Source organism: Fredinandcohnia onubensis (genome assembly GCF_002734215.1).
Taxonomy (GTDB): domain Bacteria; phylum Bacillota; class Bacilli; order Bacillales; family Bacillaceae_L; genus Ferdinandcohnia; species Ferdinandcohnia onubensis.
The window spans coordinates 142406-162442 of sequence record NZ_NSEB01000015.1; the positions used below are offsets into that span (position 1 = coordinate 142406).

At 38.2% G+C, this 20037-nt stretch carries 20 protein-coding genes; 10 read left to right on the top strand and 10 right to left on the bottom strand.

The genetic code is table 11. From position 1 onward, the window contains the following. Positions 1–108 precede the first annotated feature (108 nt). From menC to CKK03_RS18580, 6 genes are all read right to left on the bottom strand, one after another. Positions 109–1224, bottom strand: coding sequence for an o-succinylbenzoate synthase (gene menC, locus CKK03_RS18555; RefSeq protein WP_099364015.1), 1116 nt, complete (start codon positions 1222–1224; stop codon positions 109–111). A gap of 21 nt (positions 1225–1245) precedes the next feature. Further along, positions 1246–2052, bottom strand: a complete 807-nt coding sequence (locus CKK03_RS18560) for a GNAT family N-acetyltransferase (protein WP_099364016.1) — start codon at positions 2050–2052, stop codon at positions 1246–1248. Between the two features lie 128 nt (positions 2053–2180). Next, positions 2181–3449, bottom strand: coding sequence for a TRAP transporter large permease (locus tag CKK03_RS18565; RefSeq protein WP_099364017.1), 1269 nt, complete (start codon positions 3447–3449; stop codon positions 2181–2183). Further along, on the bottom strand, positions 3449–3925 hold the full coding sequence (locus CKK03_RS18570; protein ID WP_245864199.1) for a TRAP transporter small permease: 477 nt from the start codon (positions 3923–3925) through the stop codon (positions 3449–3451). Before CKK03_RS18570 ends, CKK03_RS18565 begins: the two co-directional genes overlap by 1 nt. Before the next feature lie 204 nt (positions 3926–4129). Continuing rightward, positions 4130–5167, bottom strand: coding sequence for a TRAP transporter substrate-binding protein (locus CKK03_RS18575; protein ID WP_099364018.1), 1038 nt, complete (start codon positions 5165–5167; stop codon positions 4130–4132). A 645-nt stretch (positions 5168–5812) separates the two neighbouring features. Further along, positions 5813–8029 carry an outer membrane protein assembly factor BamB family protein gene (locus CKK03_RS18580; RefSeq protein ID WP_099364019.1) on the bottom strand — a complete coding sequence of 739 codons (2217 nt, stop codon included), beginning with the start codon at positions 8027–8029 and terminating at the stop codon, positions 5813–5815. A 242-nt stretch (positions 8030–8271) separates the two neighbouring features. On the opposite strand from CKK03_RS18580, the gene CKK03_RS18585 reads away from it, so the two are divergent. Then, positions 8272–8835, top strand: coding sequence for a tyrosine-type recombinase/integrase (locus CKK03_RS18585; protein WP_099364020.1), 564 nt, complete (start codon positions 8272–8274; stop codon positions 8833–8835). Between the two features lie 39 nt (positions 8836–8874). On the opposite strand, the gene CKK03_RS18590 is transcribed toward CKK03_RS18585, so the two are convergent. Beyond that, positions 8875–9567 (bottom strand): universal stress protein, encoded by a 693-nt coding sequence (locus CKK03_RS18590; RefSeq protein WP_099364021.1) that lies wholly within the window; start codon positions 9565–9567, stop codon positions 8875–8877. 346 nt (positions 9568–9913) lie between these two features. Here CKK03_RS18590 and CKK03_RS18595 point away from each other — a divergent pair, with 346 nt between their 5' ends. From CKK03_RS18595 to mnhG, 7 genes are all read left to right on the top strand, one after another. Beyond that, positions 9914–12328, top strand: coding sequence for a Na+/H+ antiporter subunit A (locus CKK03_RS18595; protein ID WP_099364022.1), 2415 nt, complete (start codon positions 9914–9916; stop codon positions 12326–12328). After that, positions 12312–12737, top strand: a complete 426-nt coding sequence (locus CKK03_RS18600; RefSeq protein WP_099354326.1) for a Na(+)/H(+) antiporter subunit B — start codon at positions 12312–12314, stop codon at positions 12735–12737. Before CKK03_RS18595 ends, CKK03_RS18600 begins: the two co-directional genes overlap by 17 nt. After that, complete coding sequence (locus CKK03_RS18605; protein WP_099364023.1) at positions 12737–13075, top strand: Na(+)/H(+) antiporter subunit C; 339 nt, start codon at positions 12737–12739, stop codon at positions 13073–13075. The genes CKK03_RS18600 and CKK03_RS18605 overlap by 1 nt, the downstream gene beginning before the upstream one ends. Then, positions 13068–14558, top strand: a complete 1491-nt coding sequence (locus tag CKK03_RS18610) for a Na+/H+ antiporter subunit D (RefSeq protein WP_099364024.1) — start codon at positions 13068–13070, stop codon at positions 14556–14558. The genes CKK03_RS18605 and CKK03_RS18610 overlap by 8 nt, the downstream gene beginning before the upstream one ends. Before the next feature lie 83 nt (positions 14559–14641). Continuing rightward, positions 14642–15118: a Na+/H+ antiporter subunit E gene (locus CKK03_RS18615; protein ID WP_099364025.1), complete on the top strand. Its 477-nt coding sequence runs from the start codon at positions 14642–14644 to the stop codon at positions 15116–15118. Next, positions 15118–15405 carry a Na(+)/H(+) antiporter subunit F1 gene (locus CKK03_RS18620; RefSeq protein WP_099364026.1) on the top strand — a complete coding sequence of 96 codons (288 nt, stop codon included), beginning with the start codon at positions 15118–15120 and terminating at the stop codon, positions 15403–15405. Before CKK03_RS18615 ends, CKK03_RS18620 begins: the two co-directional genes overlap by 1 nt. Further along, complete coding sequence (mnhG, locus tag CKK03_RS18625; RefSeq protein ID WP_099364027.1) at positions 15380–15754, top strand: monovalent cation/H(+) antiporter subunit G; 375 nt, start codon at positions 15380–15382, stop codon at positions 15752–15754. The genes CKK03_RS18620 and mnhG overlap by 26 nt, the downstream gene beginning before the upstream one ends. Positions 15755–15809: 55 nt before the next feature. On the opposite strand, the gene CKK03_RS18630 is transcribed toward mnhG, so the two are convergent. The 3 genes from CKK03_RS18630 to CKK03_RS18640 are packed head-to-tail and all read right to left on the bottom strand — an operon-like array spanning position 15810 to position 18455. Further along, complete coding sequence (locus tag CKK03_RS18630; protein ID WP_142354038.1) at positions 15810–16418, bottom strand: hypothetical protein; 609 nt, start codon at positions 16416–16418, stop codon at positions 15810–15812. Between the two features lie 19 nt (positions 16419–16437). Further along, complete coding sequence (locus CKK03_RS18635; RefSeq protein WP_099364029.1) at positions 16438–17661, bottom strand: glycohydrolase toxin TNT-related protein; 1224 nt, start codon at positions 17659–17661, stop codon at positions 16438–16440. A 23-nt stretch (positions 17662–17684) separates the two neighbouring features. Continuing rightward, a complete protein-coding gene (locus CKK03_RS18640) occupies positions 17685–18455 on the bottom strand; it encodes an enhanced serine sensitivity protein SseB C-terminal domain-containing protein (protein WP_099364030.1) in 771 nt (256 codons plus the stop codon). 220 nt (positions 18456–18675) lie between these two features. On the opposite strand from CKK03_RS18640, the gene CKK03_RS18645 reads away from it, so the two are divergent. Both CKK03_RS18645 and CKK03_RS23825 read left to right on the top strand, forming a co-directional pair. Continuing rightward, on the top strand, positions 18676–19212 hold the full coding sequence (locus CKK03_RS18645; protein ID WP_099364031.1) for a ribonuclease H-like YkuK family protein: 537 nt from the start codon (positions 18676–18678) through the stop codon (positions 19210–19212). 126 nt (positions 19213–19338) lie between these two features. Next, complete coding sequence (locus tag CKK03_RS23825) at positions 19339–19503, top strand: hypothetical protein (RefSeq protein WP_180271309.1); 165 nt, start codon at positions 19339–19341, stop codon at positions 19501–19503. Positions 19504–20037: the final 534 nt, after the last annotated feature.

The following is a 20037-nucleotide window of genomic DNA, read 5'->3' on the forward strand; positions in this document are numbered from 1 at the left end:
AAATAAAAGCATACGCAATTCTTTTTTACGTATGCTTTTAACTCATATTGACTAGAAAGTGATACACAAGTGGATAATATTTACACTTATTATCTCTTTGGAACGAACTTATTTGTAATTATGGAACGTTTCGCTATGAAGCATGAAATCCTCTATTTTTTCCATGTTAGGTTCAAAGCCAATTCCGGGACCAGTGGGAACCTCAATATATCCATCTTTCATTGTAACTTCTGGAGTAATAATATCCTCTTTCCAGTAGTGGGAAGAAGGGGCTGTATCACCTGGTAGAGTGAAGTTTGCTAGACTCGTAATTGCGATATTATGTGCTCGGCCAATCCCGGCTTCGAGCATTCCACCACACCACATCGGAATGTTGTTATCCTCACAAAGCTTATGAATTTTTAAGGACTCTGTTATACCGCCTACGCGACCGATTTTAAGATTGATGATTTTTCCACTTCCAATCTCTATTGCTTTTCGAACATCTTCGGCTGTGTGAATACACTCATCTAGACAAATTGGGGTATTCAACTCTTTTTGCAGTCTGGCGTGATCAATGAGATCGTCATAGCTTAAGGGCTGCTCGACCATCATTAAATTGAACTCGTCCAATTGTTTGAGGTAGAGAATATCATTTATGGTATATGCACAGTTCGCATCCGCCATAAGCGGAATCTCCGGAAACTCCTTGCGAATATCTTTTAAAATATTTATATCCCAACCTGGCTTAATTTTTACTTTAATGCGCTTGTAGCCATTTGTTACAAAGCCTTCAATTTTTTTGAGAAGCTCCTGTTCAGTCTTTTGTATTCCGACACTCACTCCAACTTCAATTTTATCCTTAACGCCGCCAATGGCTTTGGATAATGAAATGCCATTTTCCTTCGCATATAAATCCCAGATAGCACCATCAAGGGCCGCCTTCGCATTATAGTTTCCACGTAAGTCTTTGAAAGCTTCTGACACATCATCTGGGTGTTTAAGCTCCGTTCTCAAGAGCTTCGGAATTAAAATATCCTTAAGCATATGCCAATTTGTTTTAACTGTTTCTTCGTGAAAAATGGGAATCGCGTCAGAGACCGTTTCTGCCCAACCAGACAAGCCACTTTTTGACTTGATCTCAACTAAAATAAAGTCTTTATCCGTAATGGTTCCCACACTCGTTTTAAAAGGGTGGAGCAATCGCATTCTCATATATCGTAAAATAATACTCTTTATTTCCAAGCTAATTCTCCTCATAAAATATTATTTTTCCAAAAGGTACATATACTGATTTTTCTTCTCGGGGTCCTTTACTAAATCTGTTACAACCCATCCGTGTTTTAAATAATGTGTAAACACCTGTTTTGTTTTTTCTCTCCACAATAGGGCGGCATTGAAGTTCTTACTTTTAATCTCTTGAAAATTGCCGGGAACCGGTACTAATAAAGTATCGCTGTTTTCCTGTAAATTAATATCCCCGGGAACTAGAGAGCCATCTTCTAATTCCACATTTATTAGGAACGGTAACTTGCTTATTTCGTAGTTTTCACTTTCACGCTCTACCTTTTTTACAGCCCATTCAACAACGAAACGATCTGTGGAAAGACCGTCGTTCATGCCATCCGTCATTTCTCCATATGCATTTTCGATATAAGCAGTACACGTTGCGCCTAATTTATGTAGGTTCAAATTACCATTCACTGTTTCAAGAGGATCATAGGTCCATGATATTAAATCATACCCCATCTTCTCGGCCAACTCCCGTTGTTCATGCTTTAGTTTTTCTCCGATACCTAACTTGCGAAAATCAGGGTGAATCCCTAAACTATGAGAAACGAGGTAGGACTTAATCCCGTCAAAACCTGGGAAACTATATTGAAAACCAATCAGTTGCTCCTCGTAGAAAGCACCTAAAATAAACCCACCATTCTTAATCGTTGCTGCAGTATGACTAATAGGAACCGTATCCTCCGGACTCCAAACAGTCGATTCTAATTCATGAACCTGATGTAATTCTTCAATTGATTTTATGTTTTTAATTATTATGGAAGATAAAATTTCTTGTTGCATTAGTTGCCTCCTGTTGTTGGTACTCAAATATATAACTTAATACTAATTATTATAAGTATTATTGACTGTATTATCGAATTTTTAAAATGAAAAAAGAGCTTGCCTCCAATTGGATGCAAGCTCTATTATTATTTATCCAAGAAGAACAAACTCAATTCTGGTACGAAACTAATTATGATGATGTCGACAATTAGTATAATCAGGAAAGGGATAATTGCCCGAACGATTTTCTCTAATCGTAGGTTTGCGATATTGGATGCTACGAATAGGTTAATACCAACTGGTGGTGTAATGAAACCAATCGCAAGGTTTACAACCATGATGATCCCGAAGTGAACGGGGTCAATGCCAACAGCTGTAGTAACCGGAAGCAAGATTGGTGCCATGATGATAATCGCAGCAGATGTTTCCAAGAATGTACCTACAATTAACAGGATTACGTTAATAATAATTAAAACAATAATTGGATTATCTGAGATTGCGAGTAGCGCATTTGTAATTGACAGTGGGATTTGTTCCCTTGTTAAAATAAATCCAAAGATCGATGCACACGAAATGATAAACATAATAACCGCCGATGTAACAGCTGATTGAATAAAAACCTCAGGAAGGTCCTTCCACTTAATTTCCTTGTAGATAAACAGACCAACAATTAATCCATAAACAACAGCGACAACGGAGGCTTCGGTTGGAGTAAACACTCCACCATAAATACCGCCAAGAATGATAACCGGCATCAAAATCGCAAGAATGGCTCTGTTAAAGGATGTGAAAATCTCTTTACCTGAACTTTTTTCTTCTTTACCGTACCCGCGTTTTCTAGAAATAAAGTACGCAACTAGAATTAAAGAAATACCAACAAAAATACCAGGCAAGATTCCAGCGATGAATAAATCACTGATTGATGCCCCAGCGATAACACCAAATAAGATCATTGGTACGCTTGGAGGAATCATAACACCGATTGTTCCACCTGCTGCTTGAATCGCAGTAGAGAAGCTTTTATCATAGCCTTTTTGAACCATTGCTGGAATCATAATAGCTCCAACTGCTGCTGTTGTTGCCGCACCAGATCCTGAAATAGCAGCGAAGAACATACATGTTACAACGGAAACCATTGCTAAGCCACCATGCATTCTTCCAACGATCGTCATTGCAAAATCTACGAGTCTTTTAGAAATTCCCCCAACCTCCATTAATTTACCTGCAAGGATGAAGAAGGGAACTGCCATCAATGTAAACGAGTCTGTTGATGTAAACATTTTTTGAACAACAACCATTAATGGAACATTATCTTGAACCATAAGCACAATCATAGAAGCGAGTCCCAGAGCAACTGCGATTGGTACATTAATGAAGAAAAGGACGATTAATATCCCAAATAATAACCAAGCCATTAGTTCTTCGCCTCCTTTTTCCATTCAGTAATTACGACATAAAGTAGATTGATAATAAAAAGAACACTTGATATCGGAATTACTGTATAGATATATCCCATAGGTATTTGAAGAACCGGAGACTTCTGAATCATGCTTCGGCCGATAAAGTCGAAACTGTGGACGATAATCTGCCAAAAGAAAAAGATAACAAGAATCGAAATAACTACATTTAGCACTTTTTTTACAGTTGGTCCGAAGGCGTCATAGAGAATTTCAACCCCAGGATGTGCTTTTACACTCATTCCATAACCTGCTCCCAGGAACGTCGTCCACACGAGTAAGTAACGCCCTAATTCCTCTGTCCATGCCAAGGGCTGTTCAAGAACGAAACGGAAGAGCACTTGTAAAAAGACAACGACTACCAATAAAAAAAATAGGATGATCAGTATCCATTTAAAAAATCCGTTTATAAAATCTACTATCTTTTTAATCACCTGTATTTCCCCTTATTATCTAATCAAATACGCCTTGGCGTATTTGCGCCCAGATTTTATTCGAGCAGGCTCGAATAGCTTCCTTTGAAAATCTGTGGCATCCGCCGGAGGCTTTTAACTTTATTCAGTCGGGGTTCAAACCCCGCCTGAATAAAGTTAAAAACTTGGATTGTGCTAGGCACTCACCAAGTTTTTTTATTTAGATTAATTTCCGTTTAAGATTGCTTTGATGTTTTCTTTACCAAAGTCTTTTTCGTACTTTTCATATACAGACTGAATTGCGTCACGGAATGGTTGTACATCAACATCTTCGATAACTTCCATACCCGCATCTTTTACTACCTGTAAAGAATCAGTATCAGCTTTTGTGCTAAGTTCACGAACTTTATCACCCGCGATTTTTGCTTCTTCCTTAAGAATATCTTGGTAATCCGTTGGAAGTGTATCAAAAACAGATTTACTGAACAATACAACTGCAGGTGAGTAAATATGTCCTGTTAATGTCATGTATGTTTGGTTAGCATCATAAAGCTTGTACGTATCTGCAATGATTAATGGATTTTCTTGTGCATCAACAACGCCTTGTTGTAGAGCCGTTAAAGCTTCGTTCCATGCCATTGGTGTTGGTTGAGCGCCAAGAGCATTGAACGCATCTAAGTGAATTTGGTTTTCTTGTGTACGGATCTTTAATCCCTTTAAGTCTTCAGGCTTTGTGATTGGGTGTTTGCTATTTGTGATGTGGCGGAAACCATTTTCAGCCCAAGCAAGACCCACAAGGCCAACATCTTCCATACCAGCTAATAGATCTTGACCAACTTGTCCATCAAGTACGCTGTATGCATGTTCTCTAGATTCAAATAAGAATGGTAAATCAACGATTCCAATTTGTGGATAGAAGTTTGCAATTGGAGCTGTTGATGAAATTGACATATCAGCAGTTCCGAGTGTAAGTGCTTCTGTTAGTTCTCTCTCTGCACCTAATTGGTTAAGTGGAAAAATTTCGATTGTAACTTTTCCATCAGTACGTTCTTTCACATTTTCAGCTAAATCAAGTAATGCAAGATGATAAGGATGTTCTTCTGTTTGAGAATGTCCTGCTTTAATTGTGTATGTTTTTCCTTCGTCTTTAGCGCCATCAGATGTTGATTCGCCTTTGCTACTGGATTCATTACCTCCACATGCTGCTAAAACTAAAGCAAACACGAGGAAGAGTACCATCCAGGAAAGTTTTCTTCCTTTCATGATAAAGCCCCCTATTTTCAGAAAATTTTATACGATATTGAACATTATAACATCTTTTTAACATTTTTCTACAATATTTTGTGTTTTTTGATAATTTTTTTAATGAAAGCGTTAAAGGTCGACAGAATTTCTACATTTTTTTAAAACAAAATAGCTTCCAAGAATTTCAATATCTTCAATAATAGTAAATACTTCTACAACCTTTTCAATGTGTAATTATGTCTGTATAACCTATCCATTGATTTAGATGATTAGTGTATATGTGAGTTCATATAATTATAGGACTAAAATACTGAATTTATCGAAATTTTAAATTGAGATATTATACTTGTATATCTTTTCCAATGTTTGATTAGGGATAAGACGGAATGTAGGTGGGATTGGTTGGTTGGGGTATGAAGACCCGGACGGGAAGGAGGCGGCAAAAAAAGTCCTTCAAGCGGTCGATGAAGTCCTGAGCGAGGAGGAGGGTGCAAGCTAAAGTCGTTCATCCGGTCTATGAAGGCCCGAGCGTGGAGGAAGAAGCAAGCTAAAGTCCTTCAACCGGTCTATGAAGACCCAACCGCAACGAGAGAATCAGTCTAAAGGTTTTCATCCCAAAAGCACAACAAAAAAAGGAATCGTCACCGACGATTCCCTTTCCTGTTATTTACCAAGGCTTTGTAGATATTCAACTAATGCATCAATTTGATTATCGTCCAAGGTGTCCTTAAATGGAGGCATTCCAGCGCTACCATTTTTAATTTGGTTAATCAAAGCTTCTCTATCTTGGAGCATTTCACTCTTCTGTAAGTTTGGTCCATTGTGACCACCTTCACCGTTGTCACCGTGACATGCCAAGCAGTTGTTTTTGTAAATGTCTGCGCCTTCATGTGCAGTTGATTTATCACTTTCTTCTGCATCTTGCTTCTTATCGGTAGCAGCAGGGTCATTTGCTGTTGGTGAAACGTTGATTTTATCTTCAGGTATATCTTCTAGGGATGCATATGCACCTTCTAGTGAGAAGGTGTAGATTTTATCACCATGTGTTGTTCCTGCAAGTGAGTTACCTGCAGCAAAGATTGTAATATATTGCTTACCATCAATTTCATATGTGATAGGAGGTGCGTTTGCGCCAGCATCCATTTTAAATTCCCATAATTCGTTCCCATTTGTTGCGTCGAATGCGATTATTCTTCCATCGTTATGACCAGCAAACAAGAGATCACCTTTTGTAGTCAATAGGCCACTATAGGCAATCGTATCCCAATGTTTCTGCCAAACGATTTTATTCGTTTTAATATCCATTGCAGTTACAACACCACGGCCAGGGGCCCCGTTTACTGGCTGCCATACACTTCCAAGCCAAACTTCCCCTTCTTTGTAATTGTTCGCTTCATCACCTTCACGATGTGAGTATGAGAAATACGTATCATTTGCTAATAAATAGAAAAGCTCAGTATTTGGGTTGTAAGCTGATGGTGGCCAGTTTGCTCCACCTTGTGGTGACGGTTTTAATGTAACAAACTCATCCCAGAACGGTGTGAAAATTGGACCGATTTTACCTTTCCAATCGCTAGGGAAATCCTTTTTAACATCTTCTTCTGTAACTCCCTGTGGAATAAAATTATCTCCAACCGGGAACGGCTGAGTTGCCGCTGTTTTTTGTCTTTCATCCTGTGGTACTGGTTTTTCTTCAATTCCGACAAGTGGTTCACCGTTAGTTCGGTCCAATATGTAGAGCCAGCCAGTTTTTCCGGCTTGTGCAATACCTTTTCTCATCTTGCCTTTCATTTCTACATCAAATAATACGACAGGGTTTGGTGCATCGTAATCCCAAATATCATGATGTACTTCCTGGAAATGCCATTTGTATTCACCGGATTTTGCATCAAGCGCGAGTACGGAATCGGCAAATAAATTGTCACCTTCACGAGTGCTTCCGTCAAGGTCAGCTGATGGATTACCAGTTGAGAGATAGAGAAGTCCTAACTCTGGGTCAATTGCAGGGGTTTGCCATACAGCTGCTCCGCCTCTTTTCCAAGCATCAGTGTCTTGTGGCCATGTATCATGTCCGACCTCATCTGGTCCAGGAACTGTATGGGTTTTCCAAACTTCTTTACCCTTATCAGCATCAAATGCAGCAACGAAACCACGGATTCCATATTCACCTCCAGCAACCCCTGTATATACCAAGCCATCAAAATAAAGAGGGGCACTAGTGATGTTATATCCTTTTTCCCAATCCTCAACTTTCGTTTCCCAAACAAGTTCGCCAGTTTTTTGATCTAAAGCAACTAGCCTTGCATCTAAAAGTCCAACAAAGACTTTTCCATCTCCTAATCCAACACCACGACTTGTCCATCCACAGCAGACCGTATCTAAGTTCGCTGCTAATTCAGGGCGGTATTCCCAAATTAATTCACCAGTTCTTGCATCAATTGCTTGAACGTCGTCAGCACCGGTAATGGTGAACATAACCCCGTCATAGACAATTGGAGTTGCTTCTCCTGAATATTTAAATTCATAACCTGAGCCGAGACTTGTGACCCATTCAGCTTTTAAGCCTTTTATATTGGATTTGTTGATTTTGTCTAGTGGAGAGTACCTGCCATTGAAGATATTCCCACCATGTGTAATCCAATCTCCTGTTGGTGCGGCCGTCAAATCCTCTGCTGAGAATTTTGGCGCAGTTTTTCCAGGGTAATCCTTGTGTTGTACTGAAAAATGCTTATCTTTGTCTACTTTCCGATTTTCTTTTTCTTGGTTTTCGACTCCTTGTTCAGCTTGTTCTTCTTCGCCGATATTATTTGAAATCATGACACCAGCTCCGATGGCAATTACAACAAGTAGAACAATAAAAATCCATCCATACCTTTTCATCTCGAAAAACCCCTTTCCATTGTGATAATGGTGATAATTGCTAATAAGATTTTTTATAATTTGCCCTGCATCAAAAAAAATAATCCAATTTATTAGCTGAAAAGTAGAGAGATTTTTGAAGTGCAGGTTATTATTCGAAAATAATAGGGTGGATTTTTCACAAAAATTTGTAAGCATGATTCTTGTCATGTTACTTAATGTATGTTAGTTTTAAGTTATGTAACATTAGCAGGGGGATATCGATGGAATTTGTCGATCCAATTAAGGACTTAAATAAAATTAATGAAATTAAGGAAGTGCTTAAAAAGCAATCCCAACGAGACTTATTATTTTTTGTATTTGGGATTAACACAGGATTAAAGGTTAGTGATTTACTTTCATTACGTGTTGAAGACGTATGGAATGAATCTGGAATGAAGGATTTCCTCTATATAAATGACATAACAAGTGGGGAAGTAAAAGCATTCTATTTGAATAATGTGATAAAAAATGAACTGACTGAGTATTTACGCTCACAAGAACATAAAGGCAGTGATTTTTTATTTAAATCAAAGAAGGATAATCTACCAATTTCTAGACAGCAGGCATACCGGATTATTAATCATGCTGCTAAAGAGGTGGGGGTTTCTGGGAAGATTGGAACGCATACTCTTCGGAAAACATTTGGCTATCATGCCTACCTAAAAGGAATTGCGATTTCGATATTAATGGATATCTACAACCATCATTCACCTTCTGAAACATTCAAATATATCGGAATCAATAATGAAGAGAAGCAATTAGTGAAAGTGGACGTAAACCTATAAGTCTTATCACAACAAAAAAACTCCGCTTAATAGCGGAGGTCATAAAAAGTCATCATCTTCGTCTAAGTTTGTGTTCATTTCTACATTTGTAAAATCGGAAACGATATCCTCTTTCACTTGGACCTGTAATGTCTTCTGGTCTTTCATGAATTTAAAAATTCCATTATTAAAGTCTGTGCCGAATTCTTTAAAGAAGATACCTTCAAAAAGGACATCTTTTGTATGTTTAAAGATGAGTCGATAAACGTTACCTTCTTGGACTAGATATGCGCGAACACCTTTGTCGAAATGGCCTTCAGTGTTTTTAAGGTAACGGGCAACAGATATGATATGAAGATCTACAAAAGGAATTTCTCTTAACAATGAATTTATAATTGAACCTTTTGCGATTTGTTCCCAACGACTTTGTGCGGTTTGGCCAAGAATTATTTGGGTAACATTTTTCTCTCTTGCAACATCTGCGATTACTTTTGAAATGGGTCTTTTTTCATTGTCCTTGATAATAAACGCATCCGCACTATGTTGGTCAGCTAACTCTTTCCATCTTTCAATATAGCTAACCTTTTCAGGGTCGAGATCATCAAAAGGCTTTGGATCAACAGTTAAAATATAAAGTGGACAATCTAGCATATTTGCAATCTTGCAACCACGTTGGATGAGACGTTCACCATTTGGGCCATAATATACACAGACAAGAATGCTCTCGTCCATTCGCTCTTTTATTAATTTCATTATTACTCACCTCGAAGTTGATGTGAAATCATTGGCCTAGCCAACTTCCGTTTCATAAATAACAAGTAAATTAGGAACTACTAAAGGATAAACCCTTTATTTAGCTGGGCTTACATTTATCACACCACCTATTAAAATTCACTTAGCTAGTTAGATCTGATTTTTTTAGCAAATTGAGGCAACCGCTAAGCCATATTTCAGTAGGAATTTAAACAGCTACTGATTACAAAAATTATTAAAAAATGTTCTTTAATTTATAAACTATGTATGACTATATCGCATGCTACAAAATGAGTCAATCTATTCGGCTATTTTGTAAAAATCATCCACTAAGGAGGCGATTCCAATGTATTGGTTCCATTTTTTAATCATGCTACCATTTATTTTCGCCGTGTTTGTTCCTATATTATATAAGAAGTTTTGTCCTCGCATTCATACAGGCTGGTTCGTATTCTTGGTGCCACTCCTGATTTTTGTTTATCTTATTACATTTATTCCCGATATTGCAAATGGGAATACCATTATTACAAGCCTTCCTTGGATACCTTCCTATAATATTAATTTTACTACCTATATCGATGGATTAGGTTTAATGTTTGGATTATTAATTACGGGTATTGGTGCACTGGTTATTTTATATTCCATTTTTTACTTATCAAAAGAACGTGAAGCACTTCATAACTTTTACGTGTATTTACTGATGTTCATGGGAGCCATGCTTGGCTTAGTATTTTCTGATAACATCTTTGTTTTGTATGTTTTTTGGGAACTAACAAGTGTATCTTCTTTCTTATTAATTGCGTATTGGTATGAACGTGAGAAATCACGATATGGTGCACAAAAATCTATGCTAATCACGATTTTTGGTGGATTAGCGATGCTTGCGGGTCTTGTTATGATTTCAAGTAGCTCGGGAACCTATAGCATTCGTGAAATGTTGTTGAATGCTGATGCGATAACATCGAGCGCCTTATTCGTACCAGCAATGGTATTGATTTTACTAGGTGCATTTACAAAATCAGCTCAATTTCCGTTTAGTATTTGGCTCCCAGATGCAATGGAAGCTCCGACCCCTATTAGTGCCTATTTACATTCAGCCACAATGGTTAAAGCAGGTATCTATTTAGTTGCACGATTAACTCCTGTGTTTGGTGGCTCATCTGTATGGTTTTGGCTTGTTACGGGTGTTGGTTTAATTACATTGCTGTATGGATCCGTTAATGCGGTACGACAGACAGATTTAAAGGCATTATTGGCATACTCAACGATTAGCCAATTAGGCTTGATCATGAGTCTTCTTGGTCTCGGGTCGGCTGCGATGTATTTCGGTTTGGGGGATGAAACAGCTATTTACGGCACAGCCGTCTTCGCAGCTCTTTTTCATTTGCTGAATCATTCGACTTTTAAAGGGAGTCTCTTTATGGTAGTCGGGATTATTGACCATGAAACGGGGACTCGTGATATTCGAAGGCTGGGTGGTCTTATTCATCTTATGCCTATTTCCTTCACCCTAATGGTGATAGGAGCCTTTTCAATGGCTGGACTGCCTCCATTTAATGGTTTCTTGAGTAAAGAAATGTTTTTTGCAGCGGTTAATAATGCGGCAAAAATGGACTTTTTTAACATGGGAACAATTGGAGTATTCATTCCTGTCATCGCTTGGATCGCCAGTGTTTTTACATTTATCTACTGTATGATTCTTGTATTTAAAACATTTAGAGGGAAATATAAGCTCGACAATGATCGAGTTGTTCATGAAGCGCCACTTGGAATGTTACTATCGCCGATTATTTTAGGGTCGCTCGTGATCCTCGGTTTCTTTTTCCCGAATCTGGTTTCACAGTATTTATTAAAGCCGGCGTTAACTTCTGTATTGCCGATGCTTGCTGAGGCAGATGTGGTGAAGTTAAAAATAACTGCGTGGCACGGTTGGAATCAGGAACTTTGGATGACAATCGGGGTAGTTGTTCTTGGAACAATTCTTTATCTCAATATAAGAAAATGGTACCGGGTTTACAAGTTCTACCCACAGTCATTAACAATCAACCATATATATAATCTTGCTTTAAATAAATTGGAACAGATTTATGGGTCAATAACAAACTTTTATATGACAGGTTTTATTCGTGATTATCTTGTTTATATCTTTGGTTTCATGATTATCGTTGTCGGGGGATCGATCTGGTTATTTGATGGGATTTCCTTTGATTCATCAAAGGATAATCCGGTCACACTATTTGAAATAGCGATTATGATTGTTTCGGTAGTTTCTGCTGTCACCGTTTTATTTTCAAAATCAAGAATTACATCGATTGTTGCAGTGGGAGCACTAGGATACTTAGTGGCGTTTTTCTTTGTCTTATTCCGCGCACCAGATCTGGCTTTGACTCAACTGGTTGTGGAAACCGTCACAACCGCTCTTTTCCTATTATGTTTTTATCACTTACCGCAACTGCGAAAAGAAATTAGTCGAATCCCGTTTAAGGTAACGAATGCGGTCATAGCTATTGGGTCAGGGGTAGTCGTCACACTAGTGGCATTATCTGTGAATGGGAATCGATTATTTGATTCCATTTCAAGCTACTATGAAAATGCCTATGAACTTGCAGGAGCCAAAAATATCGTCAATGCTATTCTTGTTGATTTCCGTGGGATTGATACCATGCTCGAGATTCTCGTGTTAACCATTGCAGGTTTAGGAGTTTATTCATTAATCAAGCTACGTTTAGCAAAGGAGGGTTCAGATGAAAGAGCCGAATGATGTCATTATAAGAAGTATCACTAAGATTGCGGTTATTATTATTTTTACTTTTGCAATCAACTTGTTTATTTCTGGTCATCACCATCCGGGCGGTGGTTTCATAGGAGGCTTGACCTTTTCAGCCGGCTTGGTCCTTCTGTTCCTAACCTTTGATATAGAAACGGTTCGTAAAAATTTGCCCCTCGATTTTAAAGTGGTTGCTGCGGTCGGTGTATTAATTGCAGTTGGCACAGGCGTTGGTAGCATGCTATTTGATGAGCCGTTTTTAACCCAAACATTTGGATATATTGAGCTCCCTGTTTTCGGAGAAACGGAGCTCGCTTCAGCTGTTTTATTTGATGTAGGTGTCGCCTTGGCGGTCATTGGAACATCACTCACAATTATTATGAGTATAGGTGATGATCGATAATGGAAACATTAATGTCTATTCTAGTCGGGATTTTATTTGCAATCGGGGTTTATCTCATATTAACAAAAACGTTATTACGAATCATATTAGGAACTTCTATAATCGGTCATAGTGTGAACCTACTTATTATTACAATGGGGGGCCTCGAAAAGGGTGGACCTCCGTTGCTGGGAATAAAGGGATTATCTTATGTAGATTCATTACCACAGGCACTTCTTTTAACCGCAATCGTCATCAACTTTGCGACAACAGCATTATTTTTAGTGCTAAGTTACCGTGCGTATAAGGTTTTAGGCACGGACGATACTCAAGCATTGAGAGGTAAAAACGATGGGTAATTTAGTCATTTTTCCAATAATCATCCCTATTATTATTGGGATGATCATGGTTATTTTTCGAAAAAATATCGTGCTGCAGAGGGCGCTCAGTCTTGTTGCAGTCGTAAGTATATTTGTGGTTTCTTTAATGCTTATGCAACAAATAAAAACAGATGGAATTCAGGTTCTCCAGCTAGGTGGATGGGAAGCGCCATTTGGTGTAAATATGGTTGCAGACATGCTGGCTGTTATCTTGGTCATGGTCACTAGCATTGTGGCACTCTGCTGTCTCATTTATGCCTTTTACACAATTGGAAAGGACCGGGAACTATTTTATTTTTATCCGCTCTTTTTATTTTTAATTACAGGGGTTAATGGTTCCTTCCTTACAGGGGATATTTTTAACTTATTCGTATGTTTTGAAGTCATGCTTGTTTCATCCTATGTCTTGATTTCCTTGGGTGGCACGAAAATACAGCTTAGGGAATCCATCAAATATATATTAGTGAACCTGATTTCTTCCTTCCTATTTTTAGTGGCAGTTGCCTACTTATATGCGATGACAGGTACATTGAATATGGCACATCTTTCAGTTCGCATTGCTGAGGTCGGCCAGGACGGTGTCATGACGACAGTCGCGATTTTATTTTTGATTGTGTTTAGTTTAAAGGCCGGTCTGTTTCTATTCTTTTGGTTACCGGGTTCATACAGTGCACCACCAACAGCAATTGCTGCTATTTTTGCGGCACTGTTAACAAAGGTTGGAATTTATTCGATTATGAGAGTATTTACGCTTGTGTTTTATCATGAGCCAGAGGTGACACATCTATTAATCGGTATTTTAGCAGCTATTACGATGTTGCTTGGAGCCTTTGGGGCGGTGGCCTATTGGGATATTCAAAGGATCATAACGTACAATGTGGTCGTGGGAGTTGGCTTTATTTTAGCAGGTGTCGCATCGTTAACTGCTGAAGGGATTACAGGATCTATTTATTACTTAATCCACGATATGATTGTAAAGGCACTTATCTTTCTATTAGGCGGAACAATTATTTATCTGACAGGAACTAGTAATTTAAGAGAATTCAGTGGACTAATGCGCCTACAGCCAAAATTCGGTTGGATGTTCTTCATTGCAGCTTTGTCACTCGGAGGATTACCGCCCCTAAGTGGATTCTTAGGAAAAATTTTTATTACAGAAGGTACCTTCGCAACAGGCTATTACTGGCTTGGTGGAATTGGCTTGCTCACAAGTTTAATGGTTCTTTACTCGGTTATGAAAATTTTTATGAATGGGTTCTGGGGTTATACTGACGTACCAGAAGAAAGCGAAACAAAGTCTTTAAAAGGATTGTTATTACCGATGGGCATTCTTACAGGCTTGACGATTGCGCTTGGATTAGGGACGCAAGGGATTAGTGAGTATGTAGATCTTGCGGTTGAAGTGATTATGAATCCAACTATCTACATTGAGGCGGTTTTGGGTAGTGCCTTTATAGAATAAGTTTTTTGAGCGTAAAAAGGTATTGGAGAGTATGTTTTGAAAAATCCCGTGGTTATTCTTTATTTAAGAAAGGGGTGGTATCAATGCCCATGCAGGTTCTAATCAATTTATTAATCGGTTTTATTTGGATGTTTCTTCAGGATAGTTGGTCCGTGTTAACCTTTTTTAGTGGTTATTTATTTGGTCTAATCGTGCTATTTATACTACGGAGGTATTTTCCTCATCAATTCTATGTCGTGACCTTGCTTGCGATTTTACGATTATTTTTTATTTTCATCCAAGAATTATTTACGTCAAGTGTGTTAGTGGTAAAGCAGGTTATGCGTCCAAAAATCAATATCACACCGGGCATTTTTACCTTAGAGACGGAACTAGAAGGGGACTTGGAAATAACCTTGCTTGCGATGTTATTGACGTTAACCCCAGGTTCGGTAGTTGTTGAAGTATCACATGACGAAAAAAAGTTTTATATACATGCTATGGATATCCCGGAATCAAGTGATGCAGTTATACGTTCAACGGAAAAATTTGAAGCGGCGATAAAGAGGGTGACGCGGTAATGATTAGAATCATTTTAATAATATCATTGTTTTTTTTAACATTCGCTATCTTTGCGACGATTTATCGGTTAGTAAAAGGCCCCTCCTCCTCTGATAGAGTCCAAGCGCTTGATGTATTAGGGATTAATATCATTTCGGGAGTAGCTATTTTTTCTGTGATTTTAAGGAATACTGGTTTTTTTGAAGTGATTTTACTAATTGGGATTCTTTCCTTCATCGGAACGATTTCCTTCGCGAGATTCATCGAAAGAGGTGTTGTCATTGAGCGGCGTAAGCAATCCGATTGAGGTAATAGAAGTCCTTGCAGTTTTATCGATTTTAGTGGGAACGGTCTTTAGTTTCTTAAGTGCAGTTGGTTTAATTCGATTACCTGATTTATATTCCCGTGCTCATGCAGCATCAAAAAGCTCAACGATGGGAGTCTTGTTTATCCTTGTAGGAACGTTTCTATTTTTTATCATGGAAGGTACCTTTAGCATTCGCTTATTTCTAGGAATCTTCTTCGTATTTCTTACAGCTCCCGTCGCAGCGCATGTCATTGTGCGTTCTGCTTATCGCTCTAAAGTTCCCCTTGCAGAACAAAGCGTGCAAGATGATTTGAAGGGCGTGATTGAGATTGAAGGGGAGAGGGAGTAGTGAAAGCTTTAAAATAAAAATGCCTAGCCCATAGAGGGATAGGCATTTTTTATCGTTATTTTATAAATAACTCTATATCCTCATCATCAAATTTTTCATTAAGTAGCCCCTGCTGGGTTAGTTGTTGTTCAAGTTCTTTAATTAAATACAAGGAATAAGTCAAACGATACATGACAAATATGCCTCTATCGATACTCAAGGGCATAGTGGTGAAACTTTTTTGATTGTTAGTATTAATATAGCTGATAAGCATGTTATTACCACTATCTATCTCACAGTGGATGATTTGTGAACTTATCGTATTAAAATGATAGTAACTGCTCGAAACTCCAAGTTTTTGAAAATAGGTAATTAGCTCATTAGTGTTTTTGAAATCATGAACTGGGTTATCGGAAGGAAAAATTTTATAAAAATAGAATTTCTTTAATAATTTTATTAAGAAATATTTGGTTGCTTTTGCTTCATCATTAAACATAACAATGTTTTCTTTTTCTGGACCAGGCTGTCTTTCAAAGTTAATTTCGGAATACTCATATTTACCATTGCTAAACTCAAGTTGAGCATAATTTTCGTAAGGTGACTTCATTTCCATCAAGATATGATTATCAAATTTAATAGCAATACCTATATTTTTGCATATTTGTAATAATTGATCTTTATCCATTTGCTTCATTCCTTTTTTCTTATTTAATATAACCATATTTGATTAAGTTTTCTACTGTCGCAGGGACTTTGTTACCAAAGTCATCTACAATTTCTACTTTCGAATAGTATTGAGTACCTCCGCCAACCTCATCGAACCATGGAGCTATTTCTCCAGAGCGTACGTCGAATTCTCTAATTACGGTGTATTGATGATAAGGCTGTTGAGTCATATGCGGTGGTAATGCCCTACTTTCGTAGCTAGCTCCTGCAGGAGAAAAGTATTGACCACTGCCATTACTGCCATACCGATCGATTTCTGTTCCAGGTCTTAACGTGTCAATTTCATAATGCCCATTTTTAAATCCATCAATATTCGGGTCACCTTTTGTACCAGGCCAATTAATTGCACCTGTTTCCTGATTATAGTATTTGGGGTTATCATACACATCTTTATACCTCAAATATAAATCATCATCAGGTCGATGTGTCCAGCCATCTAATTTTGCTCGTTCTGTTGGACTAACTGTATCTGGAGTACGTGGACTTTCGGGATGGTCAGGTCTTGAAGAGTCCCCTTTATCAACGATTCTAACTCCACCAGCCTCATCAACAATATTTGCACCTCTTGATAATTTTATCGCTTTATCAATACCTTTTGTACCAACAATTGCCAAAGCAACTTCTCCAAAAGCGCGTCCAAACCAATTCCCTCGACTTTCAGCATCCCCGTTAACAACATCTTCGTTCCATGATGTTTTAATTGCATCCCATATCGCTTTTCCGGTTTCAACTGGGTGCTGAATAACATGTACTAATCCTTTAATCGTTTCGATTGGATGTGTAATTACATGCCAGATTCCTTCCACAGTGGATACGACGGCGTCCCATAATCCAGTTGCAAATCCTTTTATAGATCGGCCTGCCACACCGAGGATATCTCCAACCGACTCCCAAAATGACTTTTTAGGAGGCTCGGTTAATTTTTGTGACTGGGAGTTTACTTGTTTATCGGCTTGTTCATATTGAGTTACACTATTATCCACAAAATTATGTAGTTGGTTAAGACGTTTTTCTATTTCATGGATTGAAGAAGCCATACTGCTTAAATTTGCACCAATACCTTGCCTACTAGTAATTTGGCTGTCAATCGCATGGCGTAGACTTGAGATTCGACTTTGTGTATCTGTCAAATCGGAAGTGATTCCTTTTAACCGACTGTTTGAGGAGCGGACACTATTCACTTTTATGTCTATTTGAGCCATTTCGTTACCTCCTTTCGTAAATCTTATCGGAACATGGATTTCAAATCATCAATTGATGTACGAGTATAAAAGGGTTTTGTCTGGTCAACAATTGAATTTGTTAATGGTAGTTTCTCGGGTAGAATGACAATTTCGATTTGCTGATTAGAAAGTTTATCTACTGTTCTAAACACATCCAATACTAGTTGCTTTGAACTGTTCTCGTCTTGGCTGTCTACCGTTAGTCCAATGAAGGGAATCGGCTTACTTGCACCAGCGGGATTGTATATATGTGTAAAGTATGCGTTCTTGATAGAAGGAAAGCTTTTTAGATTGTCGGAAATAACATTAAGAACGGAATGAGGGATTCCTTCCATTTGGTTTGTTAGGAAACTCTGTTTTTCTTCAATAGCTAACTCCTCAAAAAAGTAATGAAGAATTCTTCCGTCACGTAGTGTTTCGAGTTCCTGTTGGATAATCTTTTTACTAACATCAAAACCAGGGTTAAGAACCCACGGGGTATCTGGTTCAATTAGTTTTAGTAGCATACGTGTTGAGATTTTTACATATTTATAGTTTCCCTTATAGATGGAATTGAATTTCTCAACACTTGAATACACAGGGAGAACAAGCTCATTATTCATTTCTATATATTTCAAATTCAGAATCGGATCTCCATTTGTGCTGGAGGAAACAGTGCCGATTGCAACCACCTCTAAATCCAGAAAAGCTTTATAAAAGTGATAGCGCTTCTCAGGATGAATTATGGCATCTGACAGAATAGAATCAAATGGGTCAATTGTTTGTTTTTTCATTTTTTTTACAGCACGCTCCAATTTAGGATTATGGTAATATTATACAATCAAAAAGTGGGTAAAAGTAGGTAATAAAGTACTAGGAAAAATAGCATGATTTTTATTATGGAACTCCAATTTTTGTACCAAATCATCATTTAGCACACATTATTCTGTTTCCGGTCATAAAATGTATAAAAGCAGGTCAATAAAGAGACCGGGAAAGTTGTGATATGAATTTATGAAAAACAATTCAAACAATCACTTCTTATTTAAAAATCTGTTAGAAAAACGGATGTCATTTGAGCGGGTTTTTGAGCATATTACTGAGTTCATGCGCTCCCAACCTAGTGGGAAGTTCAGGCTCATTATTGGGACAGATTCTCAAGTGCATCCAAGACAAACTACCTTTATCACAGGTGTTGTCATACTTAATGAAGGAAAAGGTGTGTGGGCATGTATCCGAAAAGTGGTTGTTCCGAGGAGAATGGAACATTTGCATGAGCGAATTTCCTATGAATTATCATTATCAGAGGAAGTTGTTTCATTGTTTACCGAAGAGAAGAAAAATCAACTCATTGATATTGTGCTGCCGCATATTTATGATGACGCTTCTTTTACAATGGAGGGGCACATTGACATCGGAGCAGGGAAGAGAAACAAAACACGTGAATTTGTGAAGGAAATGGTGACACGAATGGAAGCAATTGGTGTGGAACCGAAAATAAAACCAAATGCATTCGTGGCCTCATGCTACGCGAACCGTTATACCAAATAGAGTGTTAGATTTAGAGTGTCACTTAATTAGGGTATAACGGAATCGGTGCCTGGCCCCCAGTGAGTATCGTAATCTTGCTACCTCGCTGGGAATCAGGCACCGATTTTTTATGTGGATTCAGCAGAGTTGGAGAATGAGCGAGATGAAGAGGAAACGCGATCTGAGTTTGTTGGAACCATCTTCATAGATGGGATGAAGAGGAAAAGTAGTTTGAATTTTGATGCGAATCCTCTTCATAGACGGGATGAAGAGGAAATGGAACTTGAAATTTTATGTGAATCCTCTTCATAAGAGGGATGAAGAGGAAAGGGAGACAGAATCTTGAGTTGAATCCTCTTCATAGGCGGGATGAAGAGGAAAAGGAACCAGAATTATGAGTTGAATCCTCTTCATAAGCTGGATGAAGAGGAAAAGGAACCAGAATTTTGATGTGAATCCTCTTCATAGATTGGATGAAGAGGAAAAGTGATCTGAAATTTGAGTTGAATCCTCTTCATAGGCGGGATGAAGGGGAAAAGCAATCTGAAATTTTATGCGAATCCTCTTCATAGGCTACATGAAGAGGAAAAGGAACCAGAATTTTGGAGTGAATCCTCTTCATAGATGGGATGAAGAGGAAAAGGAACCAGAATTATGAGTTGAATCCTCTTCATAAGCTGGATGAAGAGGAAAAGGAACCAGGATCATGAGGTGAATCCCCTTCATAGTCGAAATGAAGGAGAAAAGGAACTTGAATTTTGATGTGAATCCTCTTCATAAGCAATGAAGTCCCGAACGCCACGACCGCCGTCACCTAAAGTCCTTCATAAGCCGGATGAAGTCCCG

Coding starts and splice junctions, on each gene's coding strand:
- CKK03_RS18620 (WP_099364026.1), top strand. CDS start 15,118: ATGATTAGAATCATTTTAATAATATCATTGTTTTTTTTAACATTCGCT.
- CKK03_RS18600 (WP_099354326.1), top strand. CDS start 12,312: ATGAAAGAGCCGAATGATGTCATTATAAGAAGTATCACTAAGATTGCG.
- CKK03_RS18615 (WP_099364025.1), top strand. CDS start 14,642: ATGCCCATGCAGGTTCTAATCAATTTATTAATCGGTTTTATTTGGATG.
- CKK03_RS18565 (WP_099364017.1), bottom strand. CDS start 3,449: ATGGCTTGGTTATTATTTGGGATATTAATCGTCCTTTTCTTCATTAAT.
- CKK03_RS18585 (WP_099364020.1), top strand. CDS start 8,272: ATGGAATTTGTCGATCCAATTAAGGACTTAAATAAAATTAATGAAATT.
- CKK03_RS18640 (WP_099364030.1), bottom strand. CDS start 18,455: ATGAAAAAACAAACAATTGACCCATTTGATTCTATTCTGTCAGATGCC.
- CKK03_RS18635 (WP_099364029.1), bottom strand. CDS start 17,661: ATGGCTCAAATAGACATAAAAGTGAATAGTGTCCGCTCCTCAAACAGT.
- CKK03_RS18595 (WP_099364022.1), top strand. CDS start 9,914: ATGTATTGGTTCCATTTTTTAATCATGCTACCATTTATTTTCGCCGTG.
- CKK03_RS18605 (WP_099364023.1), top strand. CDS start 12,737: ATGGAAACATTAATGTCTATTCTAGTCGGGATTTTATTTGCAATCGGG.
- CKK03_RS18630 (WP_142354038.1), bottom strand. CDS start 16,418: ATGGATAAAGATCAATTATTACAAATATGCAAAAATATAGGTATTGCT.
- CKK03_RS18560 (WP_099364016.1), bottom strand. CDS start 2,052: ATGCAACAAGAAATTTTATCTTCCATAATAATTAAAAACATAAAATCA.
- CKK03_RS18575 (WP_099364018.1), bottom strand. CDS start 5,167: ATGAAAGGAAGAAAACTTTCCTGGATGGTACTCTTCCTCGTGTTTGCT.
- CKK03_RS18590 (WP_099364021.1), bottom strand. CDS start 9,567: ATGAAATTAATAAAAGAGCGAATGGACGAGAGCATTCTTGTCTGTGTA.
- CKK03_RS18645 (WP_099364031.1), top strand. CDS start 18,676: ATGAAAAACAATTCAAACAATCACTTCTTATTTAAAAATCTGTTAGAA.
- CKK03_RS18580 (WP_099364019.1), bottom strand. CDS start 8,029: ATGAAAAGGTATGGATGGATTTTTATTGTTCTACTTGTTGTAATTGCC.
- CKK03_RS18610 (WP_099364024.1), top strand. CDS start 13,068: ATGGGTAATTTAGTCATTTTTCCAATAATCATCCCTATTATTATTGGG.